Origin of the sequence: Pseudonocardia petroleophila (genome assembly GCF_014235185.1) — a bacterium.
GTDB classification, from domain to species: Bacteria; Actinomycetota; Actinomycetes; order Mycobacteriales; family Pseudonocardiaceae; genus Pseudonocardia; species Pseudonocardia petroleophila.
In genome coordinates this window covers 2,158,483-2,176,167 of record NZ_CP060131.1, presented here as the reverse complement: position 1 = coordinate 2,176,167, position 17,685 = coordinate 2,158,483, and the positions used below count along the sequence as shown (strand labels likewise).

The following is a 17,685-nucleotide window of genomic DNA, read 5'->3' as shown; positions in this document are numbered from 1 at the left end:
CGGCCGGCTCAGCCCAGGCGGCCGCGGTCGTCGGGCAGCCAGCGGTGCAGGCGCTCGCGGAGCTGCCCGACCATGTGCCCGAGCAGCTCCTCGCCCTCCCGGGCGGTGGCGCCGCGGGGGTCGCCGAGCACGCCGTTGGGGCTGGCCGCGGCCACCCCGCCGCGCACCAGCACGGGCAGCAGCTCCTGCAGCGGGGCGGTGTTGCCGGGCTCCAGCGCCTCGATCCGGACGACGGAGGGGTCGAGCGCGAGGAGGATCGACGTCTCGGTGCGGCCGGCGTGGGCGTCGCCGGCGGGGACGGCGCAGCCGAACCAGGCGACCTCGCGTCCCTCGTGCCGGAGCTGCGCGACGGCGTCGGGCACGGTCGGGAGGTTGCCGCCGTGGCCGTTGACGAACACCAGCCGCTGCGCCCAGCGCGCCGCGCTGCGACCCAGCTCCACGAGCACCGCGCGCAGGGCGTCGTGCCCGATCGACAGCGTGCCGGCGAAGCCCTCGTGCTCCCCGGACGCCCCGTAGGCCAGCGGCGGCGCGACGAGCAGCGCCGGATCGCCGTCGGCGGCGCGGCGGGTCACGGCGGCGGCGATACGCGCGTCGGTGTCGAGCGGCAGGTGCGGGCCGTGCTGCTCCAGCGAGCCGACGGGGACGAGCACGGTGTGCGGGCCGCCGAGGTCGGTCCAGGCGCGCTCCCCGAGCCGGTGCGCGCCGTTCACAGCGCCACCGCCGCGCGGTCGCCCTCGACCACGGCCGCGTGCACGCGGCGGGGGGCGAGGCAGTCGCCGACGCGGTGCACCGGGCGCGGGCCGTCGCGCAGGGCGGTCCACAGCGCGTCGTCGGGTTCGGGGGGCACGACGGTGACGACGAGGTCGTAGCGCCGCTGCTCGACCGAGCCGACCGTGTGGTGCAGCACCGTCACCTCCGGCCCGTCGGCGGCCGCGGTGACCACGCGGTCGGTCGTCAGCGTGATGCCGGCGGCGTGCGCGCGCCGGTGGAACAGCTCGACGTCGAGCGTGGTCCCGAGGTCCTGGGCCACCACCAGCCCGGGCGTCATGATCTCCACGGTGCCTCCCTCCGCCGCGAGCCGCTCCGCGGCGGCGGGCGCCTGGTGGAAGCCCAGCTCGTCGTAGACCAGCACCGACCCTGTCGAGGTCACCTTCCCCGACAGCACGTCGCGCACGTCGACCACCCCGTCGGTCCCGCGCGCCCAGTCCGGGAGCCGCGGGCGCGCGCCGGTCGCCAGCACCACGACGTCGGGGGCCTCCCGGTCGACGTACGCCGCGTCGACGTCGGTCCCCGTCCGGATCTCGACGCCCGCGGCCCGGCACCCGGCGAGCAGGTCGCGCACGACGTTCCCGAACTCCGCCCGTCCCGGCGCGGCGGCCGCGAGGCGCACCGCGCCGCCGGTCGCGGTGTCGCGCTCGCACAGCACGACCCGGTGGCCGCGCGCCGCCGCGGTGGCCGCCGCCCGCAGCCCGCCCGGGCCGCCCCCGACGACGAGCACCCGCTTCGGGACGCCCGGCGCGGGCAGCGCCACGGCCTCCCGCCCGGCCCGCGGGTTGACGACGCAGCCCAGCCACCGGTTCCGGCCCACCCGCCCGACGCACTCCTGGTTGCAGCCCACGCACGCGCGCACCGGGGCCGAGGCGAACGCGGGATCGGCGATCTGCCCGCGCACGACGCCGACGAGGTCGCAGGCGCCCTCGGCCAGCGCGCGCTCGGCGTCGGCCGGGGTGGTGAACCGCCCGACCCCGATCACCGGCAGGTCGACGGCCCGCCGGATCGCCGCCGGGATCGACAGCGCGTGACCCGGGGCGAAGCGCAGCGAGGCCTCGACCAGGTAGAGCGTCGAGGTGGCGACGCCGATCGCGGTGTTGAGGTACTGGACGTGCCCGCCGTCGCGCAGGACGCGGGCGGTCGCGACGGCGTCGTCGATCCCGATGCCGTGCGCGATCCCCTCGTCGCCGCACAGCCGCACGCCGAGCACGCGGTCGGGTCCGATCGCGGCGCGCACGGCGGCGACGACCTCGACCAGGAAGCGGTCCCGGTCGCGGCCGTAGGCGTCGGTGCGCCGGTTGGTGGCGGGCGAGAGGAACTGCCGGACCAGCGACGAGTGCGCCCCCTGCAGCTCGACGCCGTCGAACCCGCCCGCGACGCACCGGGCCGCGGTCTCCGCGTAGCCGTCGACGATCCGGGCGATGCCCGCCGCGTCGAGCTCGACGGGGACCTCGCGGAACAGCGGGTCCGGCACCGGCGACGGCGCGTGCACCGGCCGGCGCGTGTACATCCCGCTCGACTGCCCGCCGTTGTGCGTGAGCTGGGCGAGCACGGCGGCGCCGTGGGCGTGCACGGCGTCGGTGATCGCGCGGTAGCCGGGCAGCGCGTCGGCGCAGGAGTGGATCAGCTTCTCGTAGGGCCGGTCGTGCGGGTCGACGCCGTGCTCCTCGGTGATCACCAGCCCGGCCCCGCCCGCGGCCCGGGCGGCGTAGTAGGCGGCGTGCTGCGCAGTGGGGAGGCCGTCGACGGCGTAGTTGGTGAGGTGGGCGGAGAACACGACCCGGTTCCGCAGGGTCAGCGGGCCGAGGCGCAGCGGGTCGTTCAGCACGGCGGCTGCGCCGCCCGTGCGCGAGAACGGTCGCCCCGACCCCCTTCTCCGCGCACGACCTCCGCCGCGGCCCGGCGACCCTCCAGCACGGCCTCGTGCACGGTGCGGGGGGCCACGCAGTCACCCGCGCGCGGGTGGTGGGGGCGGGCGCGCCACAGGGCGTCGTCGGGGAGGCGGTGGCCGCAGTCGACCACCGCGCGGCACTCCACGGAGCGCTGCTCCCCGGTCCAGACGTGCTCCAGCACCGCCCGCCCGGCACGTGCACCGACCAGCCGGGAGCACAGCTCGCGCGCCACCCCGGCCCGCTCCAGGCGGGCGTTGGCCGGGGCGAGGTCGCCGGTGAGCGCGAGCTGGGTGCCCGCGACCTGGTCGGGGGTGACGAGCACGGTCTCCCGGCCCGCGGCGGCGAGCTGCTCGGCGATCCCGACGCCCGTCCAGTCGCCGAGCGGGTCGTGGACGAGGACGGGGCCGGGTGGCAGGCCGGCGTCGGCGTGGCCGGTGGCCAGGACGGCGGCCTCGAACTCGGCGGCCGCGAGCACGGGGACGTCGCAGGGGTAGTCGCGCGGGCCGGGCCGCGATCCGGTGGCGAGCAGGACGGCGGCACCGGCGGCGTCGAGGTCGGCCGGCGTCACCCGCACGCCCGTGTCGACCCGCACCCCGAGACGGGCGAGCTCCCGCTCCCACCACGGCACGAGCACGCCCATCCGCTCCCGCCCGGCCACGGCGGCCGCGAGCCGCAGCGCGCCGCCCAGGACCTCGGACCGCTCGACCAGGCGCACCCGGTGCCCCGCCGTCGCCAGCACCCGCGCGGCCTCCAGCCCGGCGGGTCCGCCGCCGACGACCAGCACGTCGCGGGGCGGGCCGTCCGGCGCGGGCACGGGGTCGGTCTCGTGCCCCGCGTCGGGCTCGGCCTCGTCGGAGACGACCGGGTTACGCGGGTCGCGCACCTGCGACCGCTGGTTGGACAGGGTGCAGGGCCGGATCCGCTCCGGGGTGCCCGCCCGGACGCGGGCGACGAGGTCGGGGTCGGTGATCTGCGCGCGGGTCATCTCGACGAGGTCGCACACCCCGTCGTCGAGCGCGGCCTGCGCGGCGGCCGGGTCGACCACGGACCCCTGCAGCACCACCCTTTGCTCTGCATACCCGTACGCATCACCCCCGGCCAGACCGGTGCGTAGGGGTAAGCAGAGCAAAGCGTTGAAGCCAGGAGGGGTGTGCAGATCGGGACGGGTGGCCGACACGGTCATCCCGCTGCCCCGCACCGGCACGACGTAGTCCGTCCAGGCCGCCACCGCGCGGACGGTGCCGACCGCGGAGTCCGGCGTGATCCCGGCCCACGGCGCCAGCTCGTCGCAGCACAGGCGCAGGCCCAGCACGTGATCGTCACCGGTCGCGGCGCGCACGGCCGCCAGCACCTGCCGCAGCAGCAGCGAGCGGTCGAGGCCGTACCCGTCGGTGCGGTGGTTCGTCAGCCCGGACAGGAACTGCCGCAGCAGCGAGTGCTGCCCCGCCTCGATCTCGACGCCGTCGCACCCGGCCTCCACCGCGAGCGACGCGGCGGCGGCGAACCCGGCCACCAGCGCATCGATCTCGGGCTGTTCCATCGCCATCGGGACCTCCCGCGAGGCCACGTCGGCGACGCGCGACGGCGCCCACAGCGCCTGCTGCCCGTACGCCGAGCTGCCCTGGGAGCCGGCGTGCCCCAGCCCGGCGAGCACGAGGGCCGGGCGGCACGCGTCGGCGACGGCCCGCCAGCCCCCGGCGCAGTCGGCCGCGAGCGGGGCGCGCTCGTAGGGCCAGTCGGAGTCGTGCACCGACGCCGTCTCGGTGACGACGACGCCCGCACCCCCGGCGGCCCGCCGGGCGTAGTAGGCGACGTGCCGCGGGGAGATCGAGCGCCGGTGCCCGAGGTTGGTGACGTGCGGGCCGAACAGCACCCGCGACGGAGCGGTCCGTCCGCGCAGCACCACCGGCCCCGCCAACGCGCGAACGGCGCTCCCGTCCGTACCCACCGGAGGAGAGCGCCGTTCGTGTCGGGACGGGATCAGGCCCGCGCCGACGCCTGGGTCAGCGGCGCCGGGGCGGCCAGCGGGCTCGGGTCGCACGACTTGTCCGGACGGCCCATGCCGATCTGCAGCATCACCGGGGCCTTGGGGGTGCGGGAGTTGCGCGGCGCCGAGCGCGAGTGGTCGACCTCGGACTTGGGGATCTCCACGCCGTCGCGCGCGGCGAGGGCCTCCTCGCCGAACCCGCGGACGCACTCCGGGTCGGGCCCGTCGAGCGGGAGGCCGGTGAAGAACTTGGCCGCCATGCACCCGCCCTGGCACGAGTCGTAGTGCATGCAGGACGCGCACGCGCCACCGGTCTGCGGCTGGCGCAGCTCGGTGAACAGCTCCGAGTTCTCCCAGATCTCCTGGAAGCCACCGGGCGAGCGGAGGTTGCCCGCGAGGAAGTTGTCGTGGATGGCGAACGGGCAGGCGTAGACGTCGCCGACCGGGTCGATCAGGCAGACCACGCGCCCCGCGCCGCACAGGTTCAGCCCGGGCAGGGCCTCGCCGAACGCGGAGAGGTGGAAGAACGAGTCGCCGGTGAGGACCGAGTCGCCCTTGGCCACCAGCCAGTCGTACATCTGCTTCTGCTGCGACGGGAGCGGGTGCAGCTCGTCCCAGACGTCGGCGCCCCGGCCGGACGGGCGCAGCCGGGTGATCCGCAGCTGCGCGTTGTACTTGTCGGCGATCGACTTGAACTCGTCGAGCTGGTCGACGTTCTGCCGCGTCATCACCACGGAGATCTTCGGCTGTCCGAAGCCCGCCTCGGCGAGGTTCTCCAGCGCGCGGATCGCGGTGTCGTAGGAGCCGGGTCCGCGCACGTGGTCGTTGACCGCGGCGGTCGCGCCGTCGAGCGAGATCTGCACGTCGACGTAGTCGGTGCGGGCGAGCTGCGCCGAGCGCTGCTTGTCCAGCTTAATGCCGTTGGTGGAGAACTTGACGCCGACGTTGTGGTCGATCGAGTAGTCGAGCAGCTCCCAGAAGTCGGGGCGCACGGTCGGCTCGCCACCGCCGATGTTGATGTAGAAGACCTGCATCCGCTGCAGCTCGTCGATCACTCCCTTGGCCTCGGCCGTGGAGAGCTCGCGGGGGTCGCGACGGCCGGAGGACGACAGGCAGTGCACGCACGCCAGGTTGCAGGCGTACGTGAGCTCCCAGGTCAGGCAGATCGGGGAGTTCAAGCCGTACTGGAAGTGATCGACAAGTTTCACGAACGCTCCTCGATGGTTCCGTTGGCGGCCAGTCCGGCCAGTGCGCTCAGGTAGGCGGGGCGCTGGGACTCCTCGACGCCCGCGGCCTCGATCGAGGCGTGCACGTCGGGGTACTGGTCCAGGTCCCGGACGACCACCACGAGCTGGGGCGTCTTCAGGAACGAGAGCTTGCGGGTACCGAAGTGGTAGACCAGCGCGCCGAACGGCTCGGGGCGCAGCGCCACGCTCGGGCTGCAGCGGTGGGGCAGCGAGGGGTCGAACGCCGGGCCCGCCTCAGCGGACCCGGCGTCGACAACAGCCGCCACGGTTCTAGTAGACACCGCACATGCCGTCGATCGAGACCTCTTCGACGAGGGTCTCCTCGACCACGGGCTCCTCGGGGGCGGACTGGGCATCGGGCGCGGGGGCCATGGGCGGCTCCTGTCGTCGAGAGATGAGGACGGGTCGGACGCTAATTGGCACCGGGTGCCAGAGACAAGACCCGCCCGCCCAACGGTCGGTACGCCCCCTCCGATCGGAGGGGCGCAGGATGACGCCGTGAGCGACGTCCTGCTGCACCTGGCCACCACCGCCGAGTGGCGCGAGCACCTCACCGCGGGCGTGATCGCCCCGTCGGTCGCGGAGTTCGTGCACCTGTCCACCCCGGACCAGGTGGCCCTGCCCGCGAACCGGCTCTTCGCCGGCCGCACCGACCTGAACCTGCTGGTCCTCGACCCGGGCCGGATCGGCGTCGAGGTCCGCTTCGAGCCCGGGCTGCCCACCGACCCGGCGTCGATGCGCTTCCCGCACGCCTACGGCGCGATCCCGGTCCACGCGGTGCTGGCGGTCGTCCCCTACCGCCCGGCGCCGGGGGACGGGTTCGGGACGCCCGTCCTCCCGCGGACCGACGCCGCGGGACGCCTGTCCGCGTTCGAGCCGTCCCTGCTGCGCCGCGTCGCCACCGCCGAGGTCCCCGTGACGGGCGGGGTCGCCGTGCGCACCGACCCGGTGCCCGCCTCGCACCGGCACAACCGGCTCCTGATCGACGGCGCCACCGACGCCGCCACGGTCCTCGCCGACGCCGAGCGCACCGGCCTCGCCCGGGTGACCCTGTCCGGCGCCGGGCACGCGGCCACCGCCACCGCCCTCGCCGACGCGGGCAGGCGGGTCACGGCGCTCGTCGGGATGGCCGGCCCGGCGGGGGGCGTGCGCGGCCGCACCGAGGTCGTCGACGTCGAGGCGCTGCGCCCCACGTGGGACGCCGAGTGGCGCCGGTACGGCGTCGACGACGCCGTGGTCGCGCAGCTCACCGACCGCCTGCTGCTGGAGGAGCGCGTCGTCGACCTGCGCCCGCTGGCCCTGCGCGTCGACGGCGAGGTGGTGGCGTCGGCCGTGCTGCGCATCGACGGCGCCACCGCCGACCTCGACGGGCTGGAGGTCGTGCCCGCGCACCGCGGACGCGGCCACGGCGACGCCCTGCTCGCCGACGCCCGCGCGATCGCCGCCGGTGCGGGCTGCGACCTGGTGACGCTCTCCGCCGCGGCCGACGACCACCCCCGCTCCTGGTACGCCCGGCGCGGTCTCGCCGAGGTGCACCGGTCGTGGGAGATCGACCCCAGCTAGTCGCAACTACATGGCAATAACAACTGCAGGGCACCATCGGAGGGGGTAGCTACCCGATCAGACGGGATTCCCCCGTCCCTCCTCATGGGCTTTCTATGCCGGGGGTCACACAGGTCCTAGCGTCGGGCCTCGACCCATTACCTGCACAGAAAGGGCTGCCCATGCAGGTCGAAGAGATGCTTCCGCAGTTCCCGATCAAGGAGTTCCACCCCTTCCCCCGTGCCCTCATGGGTCCGGGCGCTCACGAGCTGATCGGTCCGGAGGCCCTCAAGCTGGGCTTCAAGAAGACGCTGGTGATGACGTCGGGCCTGCGCGGCTCCGACATCGTCCACAAGATCGTCGAGTCGATGAAGTACCACGGCCTCGAGGTCGTCGTGTACGACAAGGTCGAGTCGAACCCCAAGGACTACAACGTCATGGACGCTGTGGGCCTCTACCAGCAGAACAACTGCGACAGCTTCGTCTCCATCGGCGGCGGTTCCTCGCACGACGCCTGCAAGGGCGCGCGGGTCTCGGTCGCGCACGACGGCCGCAACGTCAACGAGTTCGAGGGCTTCAACAAGTCGGAGAACCCGAAGAACCCGCCGCACATCGCGGTCTCCACCACGGCCGGCACCGGCTCGGAGACCTCCTGGGCCTACGTCATCACCGACACGACGACGGACCCGGACAACCCCCACAAGTACGTGGCGTTCGACGACGCCAGCGTCACCACGCTGGCCATCGACGACCCGGTGCTCTACTACAGCTGCCCGGTCGACTACACCGCGCAGTGCGGGTTCGACGTGCTCGCGCACGCCTCCGAGCCCTACGTCTCCCGGATCAACTTCGACCCGTCGCTGGGCAACGCCCTGCACGCGATCAAGCTGACCAACCAGAACCTCCGCGAGGCGGTCTGGAACCCGCAGGGCTACGAGGGCCGCTTCGGGATGATGAACGCGCAGTACATCGCGGCGCAGGCGTTCAACTCCGGTGGCCTCGGCATCATCCACTCGATCAGCCACGCGGTGTCGGCGTTCTACGACACCCACCACGGCCTGAACAACGCCGTCGCGCTCCCGCGCGTGTGGGCGTTCAACATGCCGACGCACTACAAGCGCTTCGCCGACATCGCCCAGGCGATGGACATCGACACGCACGGCATGACCAACGTCCAGGCCGCCGAGGCCGCGCTCGCCGCGTCCATCCGGCTGCTGCGCGACGTGGGCATCCCGGAGCGCTTCGTCGACGTCAAGCAGGACTCGTACTCGAAGAACCGGCTGGGCCAGGGCCCGACCAAGTTCTACGAGAACGAGTCGATCATCAAGGGTGACGCGGCGGACGTCGACCGCATCACCAACCACGTCCTCGGCGACGCCTGCACCCCGGGCAACCCGAAGGAGTGCACGTTCGAGACCGTGCGCCCCGTGGTCGACCACTGCATGAACGGCGACCTGGACGACCTGCTCACCTGAGTTCGAACACATACAGTCGAGGGGGCGCCGGCAGCTGCCGGCGCCCCCTCGGCCAGGTAGTCACTTGGTCATGGAGGAACGGAGCAGCATGTCGCAGTTCGAGTCCGGGAGCGGACAGTTCGATTCCGTCGACGAGGTCGTCGACGCGCTGGGCGAGCAGGGCTACATTGCCGACGCCCGTCTGGCCACCACCGTCTTCCTGGTCAACCGGCTCGACAAGCCGCTGCTCATCGAGGGCCCCGCCGGGGTGGGCAAGACCGAGCTGGCCAAGGCGCTGGCGAAGGCCACGGGCCGGCGCCTGCTGCGTCTGCAGTGCTACGAGGGACAGGACGAGACCAAGGCCCTCTACGAGTGGGACTACGGCAAGCAGCTGCTCTACACCCAGATCCTGCGCGAGAAGATCGGCCAGGTCGTCGCCGACTCCCCCACCCTCGAGGACGCCGTCGACCGCATCGGCGCCCAGGAGAGCGTGTTCTTCTCCGAGCGCTTCCTCGCCTCCCGCCCGCTGCTGGAGGCCATCCGCTCCGACGAGCCGGTCGTGCTGCTGATCGACGAGGTCGACCGCGCCGACGAGGCACTCGAGGCGGTGCTGCTGGAGACCCTCGCCGAGTACCAGGTGTCGGTGCCCGAGGTGGGCACGTTCACCACCGACAACCCGCCCTACGTGGTCCTGACCTCGAACAACACCCGCGACCTCTCCGCCGCCCTCAAGCGCCGCTGCCTGCACCTGTTCCTGGACTACCCCACCGCCGAGCGCGAGCTGGAGATCGTCCGGAGCAAGAAGACGGGCCTGCCGGACGCGCTCGCCGAGCAGCTCGTCGGCATCGTCCGCGGGCTGCGCGAGCTGGAGCTGCGCAAGTCCCCGTCGATCTCGGAGACCATCGACTGGGCGCGCACGCTCGCCGTCCTGGGGGTCGAGGAGCTCAACGCGACGGTCCTGTCCGACACCGTGTCGGTCGTCGTCAAGTACGACAAGGACGTGCGCAAGGCCATCGGTGCGCTGCCGAAGCTGGTCGACCCGAACGCCACCGTCCCGGAGAAGGGCCACGGGCACGGTCACGGGCACGGTCACGGGCACGACGAGGAGCCGGAGAAGCCGCGCAGCACGAGCCGCGACGACGACTCCGAGGACGAGGTCGACGGCCGCGCGATCCGCGCCGCGAAGGACACCCCGGGCCGCTTCGGCAACACCTACGGCTCCAACCCCCTCGGCGGCGACACCGGCGCCAAGGCCGTCACCCCGCCGAAGGTCCCGGCCGACCGCGGCAAGAGCAGCTTCGGTGCGGGCCTCGGCCGACGGCGCGCGCTGTAGCGGACGGAGGAGCACCCGATGGAGAACGCGCTGCACCGCTTCGTCCGGCTGCTGCGCCTGCGCGGCATCCGGATCTCCATCCCGGAGGCCCTCGACGCGATGGCGTGCGCCGCCCAGCCCGGGATGATGCAGGACAAGGAACAGCTGCGCGCCGCCCTGCGCGTCGCCCTGATCAAGGACCGGCGCGACGAGGAGATCTACGACGACATCTTCGACCAGTTCTTCGCGCTGGTGAAGGTGGGCGGCGAGGACGTCGGGCACGGCCACGGGCACGGCCACGGCGACCTGTCCGACTCCGGTGAGCTGGAGTCGTTCACGCTGTCCGAGGAGCCGAGCAACACCCCCGAGCAGGGCCACGAGCACGGCAAGCCCGCCGACATCCGCGACTACTTCGACCCCGACGACCTGGCGCAGCAGTACAACCTGCACCAGGAGGCCAACAAGATCGACATGGCCGCGATGACCGACGAGATCGTGCTGTCCAAGGACAGCCAGGGCATCGACGGCGAGGGGCAGCGCGTCCAGATCGAGACCGACAGCCTGCACAACGCGGGGATGCCGGGCGAGATCAGCCAGCAGCAGGGCACGAAGGTCGACGCCGACCTGTCCGTCGCGCAGCAGGAGATGCTGCTGGGCTGGCTCAACGCCGCCGACGACGAGTCGCAGGAGGGCACCGAGGACGACGCGGCGGCCCTGCGGCGGCGGATGACCGGCGTGCTCGCCGGGCTGCCCGAGGCCCTGAAGAAGCACCTCGAGGCGCTGATGGCGCTGGAGAACAAGGTCGTCGAGGGCGTGGAGGCGGAGAAGGTCCGCGAGGTCGACCGCGTCGGCGAGCACGAGCGGATGGAGCTGGAGGAGTCGATCCGCCGGCTCGCGCACACGCTGCACGGCGGGCTCACGCACAAGCGCAAGGTGTCCAGCCGCGGCCGGATCGACTCGGGCCGCACGATGCGCCGCAACATGCGCTTCGACGGGATCCCGTTCTCGCCGGTCACGGTCACGCGCTCGGAGGACAAGCCGCGGCTGGTGATCCTGGCCGACGTGTCGCTGTCGGTGCGGGCCACCGCCCGGTTCACCCTGCACCTGGTGCACGGGCTGCAGAACCTGTTCGGGCAGGTGCGGGCGTACGCGTTCGTCTCCGACATGGTGGAGGTCACCGACCTGTTCGAGGACCACCCCGTGGAGCAGGCCCTGGGCCTGATCTTCGGCGGCGACGTGCTCGACGTGGACGCCAACTCCGACTACGGCAAGGCGTTCGGCACGTTCCAGGAGGACTACGCCTCGGCGGTCAACCGGCGCTCGACGGTGATCGTCCTGGGCGACGGGCGGGGCAACGGCAACGACCCGAACCTGGAGGCGTTCGCCGAGATCACCCGCCGCGCGCGGGAGACGATCTGGCTCACCCCGGAACCCCGCTACTCCTGGGGCCTGGGCGGCTGCGACCTGCCCGACTACGCCGAGTACTGCTCCCGGGTGCGGGTCGTCCGCGACCTCACCGGCCTGGAGACCGCCGCGCACGAGATGGCGGCGGAGCTCGTCGGGCGCTGAGCCACGGCGGTCAGGGCACCGTCACCGTCGTCGCGGCGGTGTCGGTGCCGCCGCCGAAGTCGGTGACGGTCAGCCCGGCGTACAGCGTGGACCCGGACGGCAGCGGGGCCAGGTCGTAGCGCAGGGCGGGCAGGTCGGCGTAGAGCCCGACGTCGGTGGTCGCGGTCCAGGTCTGCTCGCCGTCGGCACCGACGGCGAGGACCTCCGGCACGATGATCCCGGCCGGGTCGGCCGTCAGCTCGCCGAAGGTGCCGAGCACCTCGTCGTAGGCGTAGTAGGTCTCGTCGAGGACATCGCCGGTGGCGCCGTCGACCGTGATGGTGAGCAGGACGTCCTGGTACTCCTGGGCGCCGGGGGCGTAGTAGGCCATCGGCACGTCGATGCTCGACACGCCGTCCCCGGCGTCGGTCAGCGTGAGGTAGGCCTGGGCGGTGTCCACGCCGTCGGAGATCGTCAGCTGCGTGAGGTCGTAGACGCCGACCACCTGCCCGTCGTCGTCGACGGTCGCGGGCTCCTCGCCGAGGAACGTGGTGCCGCCGTCGTCGTCGACGAGGCCGTAGGTGATGACGGCCTCGGACACCGCGGCCGCGGCGGCCGGGTCGACCGCGCCGACCAGGGTGAGGCCGTCGGCGTCGAAGGAGGCGTCGGGGTCGCCGAGGAAGCGCGGCCGCCGGTCGGCGGGCAGGGCGTCGCCCGCGCCGTAGAAGCCCTGCAGGAACCGCGTCCACGGTCCGGCGCCCGGCACGTCGGCGTAGGCGGCGTCGAAGTACTCGGCCTGGGGCGGGAAGTAGATCGACAGCCCGGTCGCCCCGCGCACCGCCTGCCCCGCGACGCGGTCGACGACGGCGTCGTTGAGGGCCCGGACCAGCGCGTCGGCCTCGTCGGCGACGTCGAGCGCCTCGACGCCGATCTGCGCGGCGAGGATGCCGAGGTCGGCCATGTGGGTGTCCTCGACGGGGTCGGGACTGCGCCCGAAGCCCAGCGTGCTCGCCCGCTGCGCGCCGACGACGGGGGCGAGCGTCGCGACCCGCTCGGTGAGCGCCCCGCCGAACGCGGTCATCGCCTCCTCGACGGCCGGCATCCGCGTGAGGTCGACCAGGGACAGCGTGATGTCGGCCCCGGTGCCCTCCTCCTTCGCCTGGGCGTCGAAGCCGTCGATCAGCGCGCCGCCGAGGGCGTCGACGGTGGTGGCGGGGTCGTCGGCGAGCACCTGCAGCACGCGGTAGTCCCAGCCGTGGCCGGGTTCGAGCTCCTGGGAGGCGAGCATCCGGTCAGCGACCCCGGTGAACGCGCTCGCCGTCTCGTAGGTCGCCATCAGGCAGGCGTCGAAGCCGAGCAGGTCGAGCTTCTCGACGCCGGCGTCGGCGAGGCCACCGGCGACGGCGTCGCGCATCTCGGCCAGGGTCAGGACGTCGGAGCCCGCCGACTCGTCGCCCCCGACGCCCGACCAGGCCGCGCCGTGGTCGGTGAGGATCACCGCGGTGTTCTGCGCGGGGTGCGCGGCCAGCCCGTCGGCGACGAAGCGGCGCAGGACGTCGGGGTCGCCGGTGTTGACCTCGCCCAGCTCCTCGACGACCTCGACACCCGCGTCGGTGTACCGCAGGACCTTCCCGCCCTCCCAGTCGCCGAGGCCGAGCGCGGGCTCGTCGGTGTAGCCGGCCGCGCGGTCGGCCAGCGCGGAGATCGCGACGTCGTCGGACGTGCCCACCTCGCCGAGCTCGCCCAGGTCGGTGAGCAGGAACGGCTCGAGGTCGGTGTCGGCGATCGAGTAGACCAGCACGGTCCACCCCTGCGGGGCGTCGTCGGGGATGGGCCCCGCCGAGCACCCCGCGGCGAGCAGGCAGGCGACGATCGGCCCGGCGAGACGACGACGCATCGGAGCCCTCCTCAGGTGCACCGACGGCCGGTGGCCGCCGATTACTACCAGACGCGCGCGGGGGCACGGCCTGACCGTTCCGGCAGGTGTCCCGGCGCGGGGGGCGACATAGGGTCGGACGATGACCACCGCGACCGTCCCCCGGCTCACGATGGGCGCCGACGGGCGGCTGCGGCACCGGATCTCCGCGGGCGAGCTCAGCAACGACCTCGCCGGCTGGATCGCCGAGGACCTCGTCGCCCCGGGCCACATCGAGGCGTCGGCGTTCGAGCGGACGTTCGTCTCCGTCGTCGCCTCGGTCGACCCCGGCTGGACCGCGTTCTACCGCAACACCCTCGACGAGCTGGGCCGCGGCGGCGCGCCCGGCGGCACCAACGCCGGGATGGCGCCGGTGCACGACCGGGCCGTGGAGCTCGCCGTCGGCTCCGTGGTGGAGCTGGGGTGCTGCTTCGGGTTCCTGTCGCTGCAGCTCGTCGCGGCCGGGCACGACGTGACGGCCGTCGACCTGTCGGCGGGCACGGTCCGGCTGCTCTCCCGGGTCGCCCCGGCGCTCGACCTCCCGCTGCACACCCTCACCGGCGACGCCACCGCGGTGCCGCTGGCCGACGCGTCCGCCGACACCGTGTTCGCCGTCCACCTGCTGGAGCACCTGCCGCCCGCGCTCGCCCCGGTCGTCGTCGGGGAGATGCTGCGCCTGGCCCGGCGGCGCGTCGTGGTGGCCGTGCCCTACGAGGACGAGCCGAACCCGGCGTGGGGCCACGTCCGCACGTTCGACGCCGCCGACCTCGACGCGCTCGGCGCCGCCACCGGCCGCCCGTACCGGGTGGAGGACCACCACGGCGGCTGGCTCGTCGTCGACGCCTGATCAGACCCGCACCGCCCCGCGGTGCAGGCGGTGCGCCAGTAGCTCCAGCGGTCCGCGCGGGAACCGCCGCAGCCACGCGGGCGCGGCCAGCAGCAGCACCAGCGAGATCGCGGCCCACAGCCCGACCACCCACCACGGCCGGGCGTCGGCGAGGCGGCCCGCGAGACCGAGGCCCCAGTCGGAGCACAGCGCGGCGGCGAGCACGTTCTGCAGGACGTAGCACGACAGCGCCGTCCGCCCGACGGCCGCGAGCCGCCGCCGTACCGCCCCGCCGCGGGTGCGCGCGACCAGCTCGGTGACCGCGCCGAGCAGCCCGAGCGCCACCAGCGGCGGCACGAGGTAGCGGTCGACGAGTACCCAGTCCGGTCCGGCGAGCGCGGTCGCCGCGTTCAGCGGGACGCCCAGCCCGAGCCCGTACGCGGCGAGCCGCCGACGCAGCCGGGCGCCCCCGGCGTCGAACACCCCTGCGCGCGGCAGCCGGGACCCGACCAGGAACAGCACCGTCGCCGACGGGACGATCAGCAGCAGCTCGGCGCGGTAGAGGGCGAACCCGGTCACCCGCTCCGCGACCTGGGCGGTCCAGCTCGCGGTGCTCCCCACCGGACCCGGCCCCGCGGCCGTCGGCGGGGCGGTGACCAGCAGCGCCGTCACCCCGAGCACCGCCACCGCGAACGCCGAGCCGACGCCGCCGATCCAGGCGCGCACGACCCGGTCGCTGCGCCCGACCAGGTGGGCGACGAGCAGCGAGGTGATCGCGTAGCCCATGAGCACGTCGAACTCGAAGACCAGCAGGTAGTGCAGCAGCCCTCGACGAACAGGATCGCGGCCCGCACCGGGTACCGCCCCGGCCACGGCACGCCCCGGCGCACGGCGGACCGGTACTGGATCTCCAGGCCGATCCCGAACAGCAGCGTCAGCAGGGCGAGGAACTTGCCGTTCGACAGCGTGACCAGGGCGGTCTGCACGGCACCGGTCGTGTCGATGCCGCCGTGGAGCAGCGCGGCCGGGCCGCCGGGGGCGGTGAACAGCCAGACGTTCGACGCGAGCGTGCCGAGGATCGCGACGCCGCGCAGGACGTCGAGGGCCTCCACGCGGTCAGGCACGGGCGGGCTCCCGCGGCGGGGCCGGCGTCGTCCACACCGGACCGACGACAAGCCGGATCACCACGACCGGCAGCACCTCGCACGCGGCGACGAGGATCACCAGCGGCTGCGACACGAACTCGACCATGGCGACGAGCGTGCCGTGCGGGGCCGCCGGCGCCGTCGGGCGCGAGGACCATCCGGTGTACCTCCTTCGATCGACGCGCACCGGGCGCACCCGTGGTGGGATGGGGTGCGTGACCGCCCGGGAGATCCGCGAGGACGTGCTGCGGGCGGTGCTGCTCCTCGCGCTCGGCGTGCTCCTGCTGGCCGTCGTCCCCGACGCGGCGGTGCAGTGGGGCGGACCGGCGGGGTCGACGGGGGCGGCCGTCGGGCTGCTCGCGCCGGCCTGCTCCGGGGTCGTGCTGCGTCGCCGCCGACCGGTGGCCGGGCTGCTGGTCACGACGGCCGCGCTCGTCGCGAGCCCGTTCGTCGTGGGCGTGACGCACACCGGGATGCTGCTGGCCTTCGGCGAGGCGCTCTACAGCGCGGTCCTGCACTCGTCGCGGCGGGCGGGCCGGTGGGTGTGCGCCGCCGCGGGCGCGGTGGCGGCGCTCCTGGCGCTGCACAGCCTGCTGGTCGAGGGCGCCGCCGCGGCCGTCGGCACCGTGATGGGCCTGGGGCTGCTCCTCGCGATCCCCGTGTGGTGGGGCCAGGAGGTGCGCCGGCACCGGGACCGCGCCGACGCCGAGCGCGACCGCGCCGAGCAGGAGCGGCGGATGGCCGAGCTGGACCGCGCCGCGGCCGTCACGGCCGAGCGCAACCGGATGGCCCGCGACCTGCACGACGTCATCGCCGGGCAGCTCTCGGCCATCGCCATCCAGTCGGAGGCGGCGCTGACTCTGCCGGACGCCGACCCCGAGGTGCTGCGGCGGGTGCTCACCCAGGTGCGCCGGGGTAGCGTCGCGTCGCTGGCGGAGATGCGCACCATGATCGGGCTGCTGCGCGCCGACCCCGACGACGAGGCGCGCACCGCGCCCGCCGGGCTCGACCGGATCGAGGCGCTGCTCGACGCCGGCCGGGCGTCGGGGCTGCGGGTGGAGCTCGACGACCGCCGCCCGCCGGGCGACCTGCCGGCCGCGGTCGACCTGGCCGCCTACCGGATCGTGCAGGAGTCGCTGACCAACGCCGCCAAGCACGCCCCCGGCAGCGCGGTGCGGGTCGTGCTGCGCCGCAGCGCCGACGAGCTGCGCGTGGAGGTGGCCAACGACCTGGTCGACGACGCGGCCGACGGCGGGGGCACCGGCACCGGCCTGCTCGGGCTCGCCGAGCGCGCCGCCGCGGTCGGGGGCCGGATCGTCGCCGGGCGGGGCGACCGGGCGTGGACGGTGCGCGCCGCGCTGCCCGCCGGGCCGCCGCGATGACCGTCCGCGTGGTGGTCGCCGACGACCAGGCCGCGATCCGCACCGGCCTGGTGATGATCCTCGACTCGGCGCCGGACGTGGAGGTCGTCGCGGAGGTGGGTGACGGGCTCGCGGCGGTCCGCGCGGCCGCCGAGCTGCGCCCCGACCTCGTGCTCATGGACATCCGGATGCCCGGCATCGACGGGATCGAGGCGACGCGGCGGCTCGCCGACACCTGCCCGGTGCTCGTCCTGACGACGTTCGACCTCGACGACTACGTCGACGGTGCGCTCGCCGCGGGCGCCGCCGGGTTCCTGCTGAAGTCGGTGTCGGCCCCGCAGCTGCTCGACGCCGTGCGCGCGGTGGCCCGCGGCGACGGGGTCCTCGCCCCGGAGGTCACCCGCCGGGTGCTGGCCCGGCTGGCCGCCCCGGTGCGCCGCTCCGAGCCGCCCGCCGGGCTCGCCGACCTCACCCCGCGCGAGACCGACGTGCTCGGCTGCCTGGGTCGCGGCCTGTCCAACGCCGAGATCGCCGACGCGCTGGTGATCACCGAGGCGACCACGAAGACCCACGTGTCCCGGGTGCTCGCGAAGCTCGGCGTGCGCTCGCGGGTGCAGGCGGCGATCGCGGCGCAGGAGGCCGGGCTGTCCTGATCCGCCGGGCCGTCCTGATCCCTCGGCCCGAC

At 74.3% G+C, this 17,685-nt stretch carries 17 protein-coding genes; 7 read left to right on the top strand and 10 right to left on the bottom strand.

Going from position 1 to position 17,685, the window contains the following annotated elements; translation table 11 throughout:
• Positions 1 to 8: 8 nt before the first annotated feature.
• Genes mftE through mftA form a run of 6 tightly spaced genes read right to left on the bottom strand, consistent with a single transcriptional unit; the run spans position 9 to position 6,269 of the window.
• Complete coding sequence (gene mftE / locus H6H00_RS10980; RefSeq protein ID WP_185721182.1) at positions 9 to 710, bottom strand: mycofactocin biosynthesis peptidyl-dipeptidase MftE; 702 nt, start codon at positions 708 to 710, stop codon at positions 9 to 11.
• On the bottom strand, positions 707 to 2,599 hold the full coding sequence (locus H6H00_RS10975) for a mycofactocin system FadH/OYE family oxidoreductase 2 (protein WP_221775851.1): 1,893 nt from the start codon (positions 2,597 to 2,599) through the stop codon (positions 707 to 709). The genes mftE and H6H00_RS10975 overlap by 4 nt, the downstream gene beginning before the upstream one ends.
• Positions 2,593 to 4,611 (bottom strand): mycofactocin system FadH/OYE family oxidoreductase 1, encoded by a 2,019-nt coding sequence (locus H6H00_RS10970; RefSeq protein ID WP_185721181.1) that lies wholly within the window; start codon positions 4,609 to 4,611, stop codon positions 2,593 to 2,595. The genes H6H00_RS10975 and H6H00_RS10970 overlap by 7 nt, the downstream gene beginning before the upstream one ends.
• 32 nt (positions 4,612 to 4,643) lie before the next feature.
• Positions 4,644 to 5,858 (bottom strand): mycofactocin radical SAM maturase, encoded by a 1,215-nt coding sequence (gene mftC / locus H6H00_RS10965; protein WP_185721180.1) that lies wholly within the window; start codon positions 5,856 to 5,858, stop codon positions 4,644 to 4,646.
• Complete coding sequence (gene mftB, locus H6H00_RS10960) at positions 5,855 to 6,163, bottom strand: mycofactocin biosynthesis chaperone MftB (RefSeq protein ID WP_255425689.1); 309 nt, start codon at positions 6,161 to 6,163, stop codon at positions 5,855 to 5,857. The genes mftC and mftB overlap by 4 nt, the downstream gene beginning before the upstream one ends.
• 4 nt (positions 6,164 to 6,167) lie before the next feature.
• Positions 6,168 to 6,269 (bottom strand): mycofactocin precursor MftA, encoded by a 102-nt coding sequence (gene mftA / locus H6H00_RS32245; protein WP_141279391.1) that lies wholly within the window; start codon positions 6,267 to 6,269, stop codon positions 6,168 to 6,170.
• A 126-nt stretch (positions 6,270 to 6,395) separates the two neighbouring features.
• On the opposite strand from mftA, the gene H6H00_RS10955 reads away from it, so the two are divergent.
• From H6H00_RS10955 to H6H00_RS10940, 4 genes are all read left to right on the top strand, one after another.
• Entirely contained in the window at positions 6,396 to 7,460 is a 1,065-nt protein-coding gene (locus H6H00_RS10955; RefSeq protein ID WP_185721178.1) for a GNAT family N-acetyltransferase, read from the top strand.
• Between the two features lie 161 nt (positions 7,461 to 7,621).
• Positions 7,622 to 8,914, top strand: a complete 1,293-nt coding sequence (gene mdo / locus H6H00_RS10950; RefSeq protein WP_185721177.1) for an NDMA-dependent methanol dehydrogenase — start codon at positions 7,622 to 7,624, stop codon at positions 8,912 to 8,914.
• An 88-nt stretch (positions 8,915 to 9,002) separates the two neighbouring features.
• Positions 9,003 to 10,226 (top strand): AAA family ATPase, encoded by a 1,224-nt coding sequence (locus H6H00_RS10945; protein WP_185721176.1) that lies wholly within the window; start codon positions 9,003 to 9,005, stop codon positions 10,224 to 10,226.
• 18 nt (positions 10,227 to 10,244) lie between these two features.
• Positions 10,245 to 11,774: a VWA domain-containing protein gene (locus H6H00_RS10940; protein ID WP_185721175.1), complete on the top strand. Its 1,530-nt coding sequence runs from the start codon at positions 10,245 to 10,247 to the stop codon at positions 11,772 to 11,774.
• A 10-nt stretch (positions 11,775 to 11,784) separates the two neighbouring features.
• Here H6H00_RS10940 and H6H00_RS10935 read toward each other — a convergent pair whose 3' ends face one another.
• The gene (locus H6H00_RS10935; protein ID WP_185721174.1) at positions 11,785 to 13,650 is read right to left on the bottom strand and encodes a clostripain-related cysteine peptidase; all 1,866 of its coding nucleotides are present in this window, start codon (positions 13,648 to 13,650) and stop codon (positions 11,785 to 11,787) included.
• 121 nt (positions 13,651 to 13,771) lie between these two features.
• Between H6H00_RS10935 and mftM the strand changes: the two genes are divergently transcribed.
• Positions 13,772 to 14,515 (top strand): mycofactocin oligosaccharide methyltransferase MftM, encoded by a 744-nt coding sequence (gene mftM / locus H6H00_RS10930; RefSeq protein ID WP_185721173.1) that lies wholly within the window; start codon positions 13,772 to 13,774, stop codon positions 14,513 to 14,515.
• Here mftM and H6H00_RS10925 read toward each other — a convergent pair whose 3' ends face one another.
• Genes H6H00_RS10925 through H6H00_RS32240 form a run of 3 tightly spaced genes read right to left on the bottom strand, consistent with a single transcriptional unit; the run spans position 14,516 to position 15,745 of the window.
• Positions 14,516 to 15,280 (bottom strand): DUF418 domain-containing protein, encoded by a 765-nt coding sequence (locus H6H00_RS10925; protein WP_344736512.1) that lies wholly within the window; start codon positions 15,278 to 15,280, stop codon positions 14,516 to 14,518.
• Positions 15,163 to 15,618: a DUF418 domain-containing protein gene (locus H6H00_RS32825; RefSeq protein ID WP_344736514.1), complete on the bottom strand. Its 456-nt coding sequence runs from the start codon at positions 15,616 to 15,618 to the stop codon at positions 15,163 to 15,165. Before H6H00_RS32825 ends, H6H00_RS10925 begins: the two co-directional genes overlap by 118 nt.
• Positions 15,611 to 15,745, bottom strand: a complete 135-nt coding sequence (locus H6H00_RS32240) for a hypothetical protein (protein WP_255425688.1) — start codon at positions 15,743 to 15,745, stop codon at positions 15,611 to 15,613. The genes H6H00_RS32825 and H6H00_RS32240 overlap by 8 nt, the downstream gene beginning before the upstream one ends.
• Before the next feature lie 109 nt (positions 15,746 to 15,854).
• Here H6H00_RS32240 and H6H00_RS10920 point away from each other — a divergent pair, with 109 nt between their 5' ends.
• Together H6H00_RS10920 and H6H00_RS10915 are read left to right on the top strand one after the other, a co-directional pair.
• Positions 15,855 to 17,021: a sensor histidine kinase gene (locus H6H00_RS10920; protein WP_185721172.1), complete on the top strand. Its 1,167-nt coding sequence runs from the start codon at positions 15,855 to 15,857 to the stop codon at positions 17,019 to 17,021.
• The gene (locus H6H00_RS10915; RefSeq protein WP_185722337.1) at positions 17,018 to 17,653 is read left to right on the top strand and encodes a response regulator transcription factor; all 636 of its coding nucleotides are present in this window, start codon (positions 17,018 to 17,020) and stop codon (positions 17,651 to 17,653) included. Before H6H00_RS10920 ends, H6H00_RS10915 begins: the two co-directional genes overlap by 4 nt.
• The last annotated feature ends 32 nt before the right edge of the window (positions 17,654 to 17,685 follow it).

What these genes read in the sequence shown, in the direction of transcription:
- H6H00_RS10925 (WP_344736512.1), bottom strand. Translation starts at nt 15,280, where the DNA reads ATGGGCTACGCGATCACCTCGCTGCTCGTCGCCCACCTGGTCGGGCGC.
- H6H00_RS10935 (WP_185721174.1), bottom strand. Translation starts at nt 13,650, where the DNA reads ATGCGTCGTCGTCTCGCCGGGCCGATCGTCGCCTGCCTGCTCGCCGCG.
- mdo (WP_185721177.1), top strand. Translation starts at nt 7,622, where the DNA reads ATGCAGGTCGAAGAGATGCTTCCGCAGTTCCCGATCAAGGAGTTCCAC.
- mftM (WP_185721173.1), top strand. Translation starts at nt 13,772, where the DNA reads ATGACCACCGCGACCGTCCCCCGGCTCACGATGGGCGCCGACGGGCGG.
- H6H00_RS32240 (WP_255425688.1), bottom strand. Translation starts at nt 15,745, where the DNA reads ATGGTCGAGTTCGTGTCGCAGCCGCTGGTGATCCTCGTCGCCGCGTGC.
- mftA (WP_141279391.1), bottom strand. Translation starts at nt 6,269, where the DNA reads ATGGCCCCCGCGCCCGATGCCCAGTCCGCCCCCGAGGAGCCCGTGGTC.
- H6H00_RS10945 (WP_185721176.1), top strand. Translation starts at nt 9,003, where the DNA reads ATGTCGCAGTTCGAGTCCGGGAGCGGACAGTTCGATTCCGTCGACGAG.
- H6H00_RS10915 (WP_185722337.1), top strand. Translation starts at nt 17,018, where the DNA reads ATGACCGTCCGCGTGGTGGTCGCCGACGACCAGGCCGCGATCCGCACC.
- H6H00_RS10940 (WP_185721175.1), top strand. Translation starts at nt 10,245, where the DNA reads ATGGAGAACGCGCTGCACCGCTTCGTCCGGCTGCTGCGCCTGCGCGGC.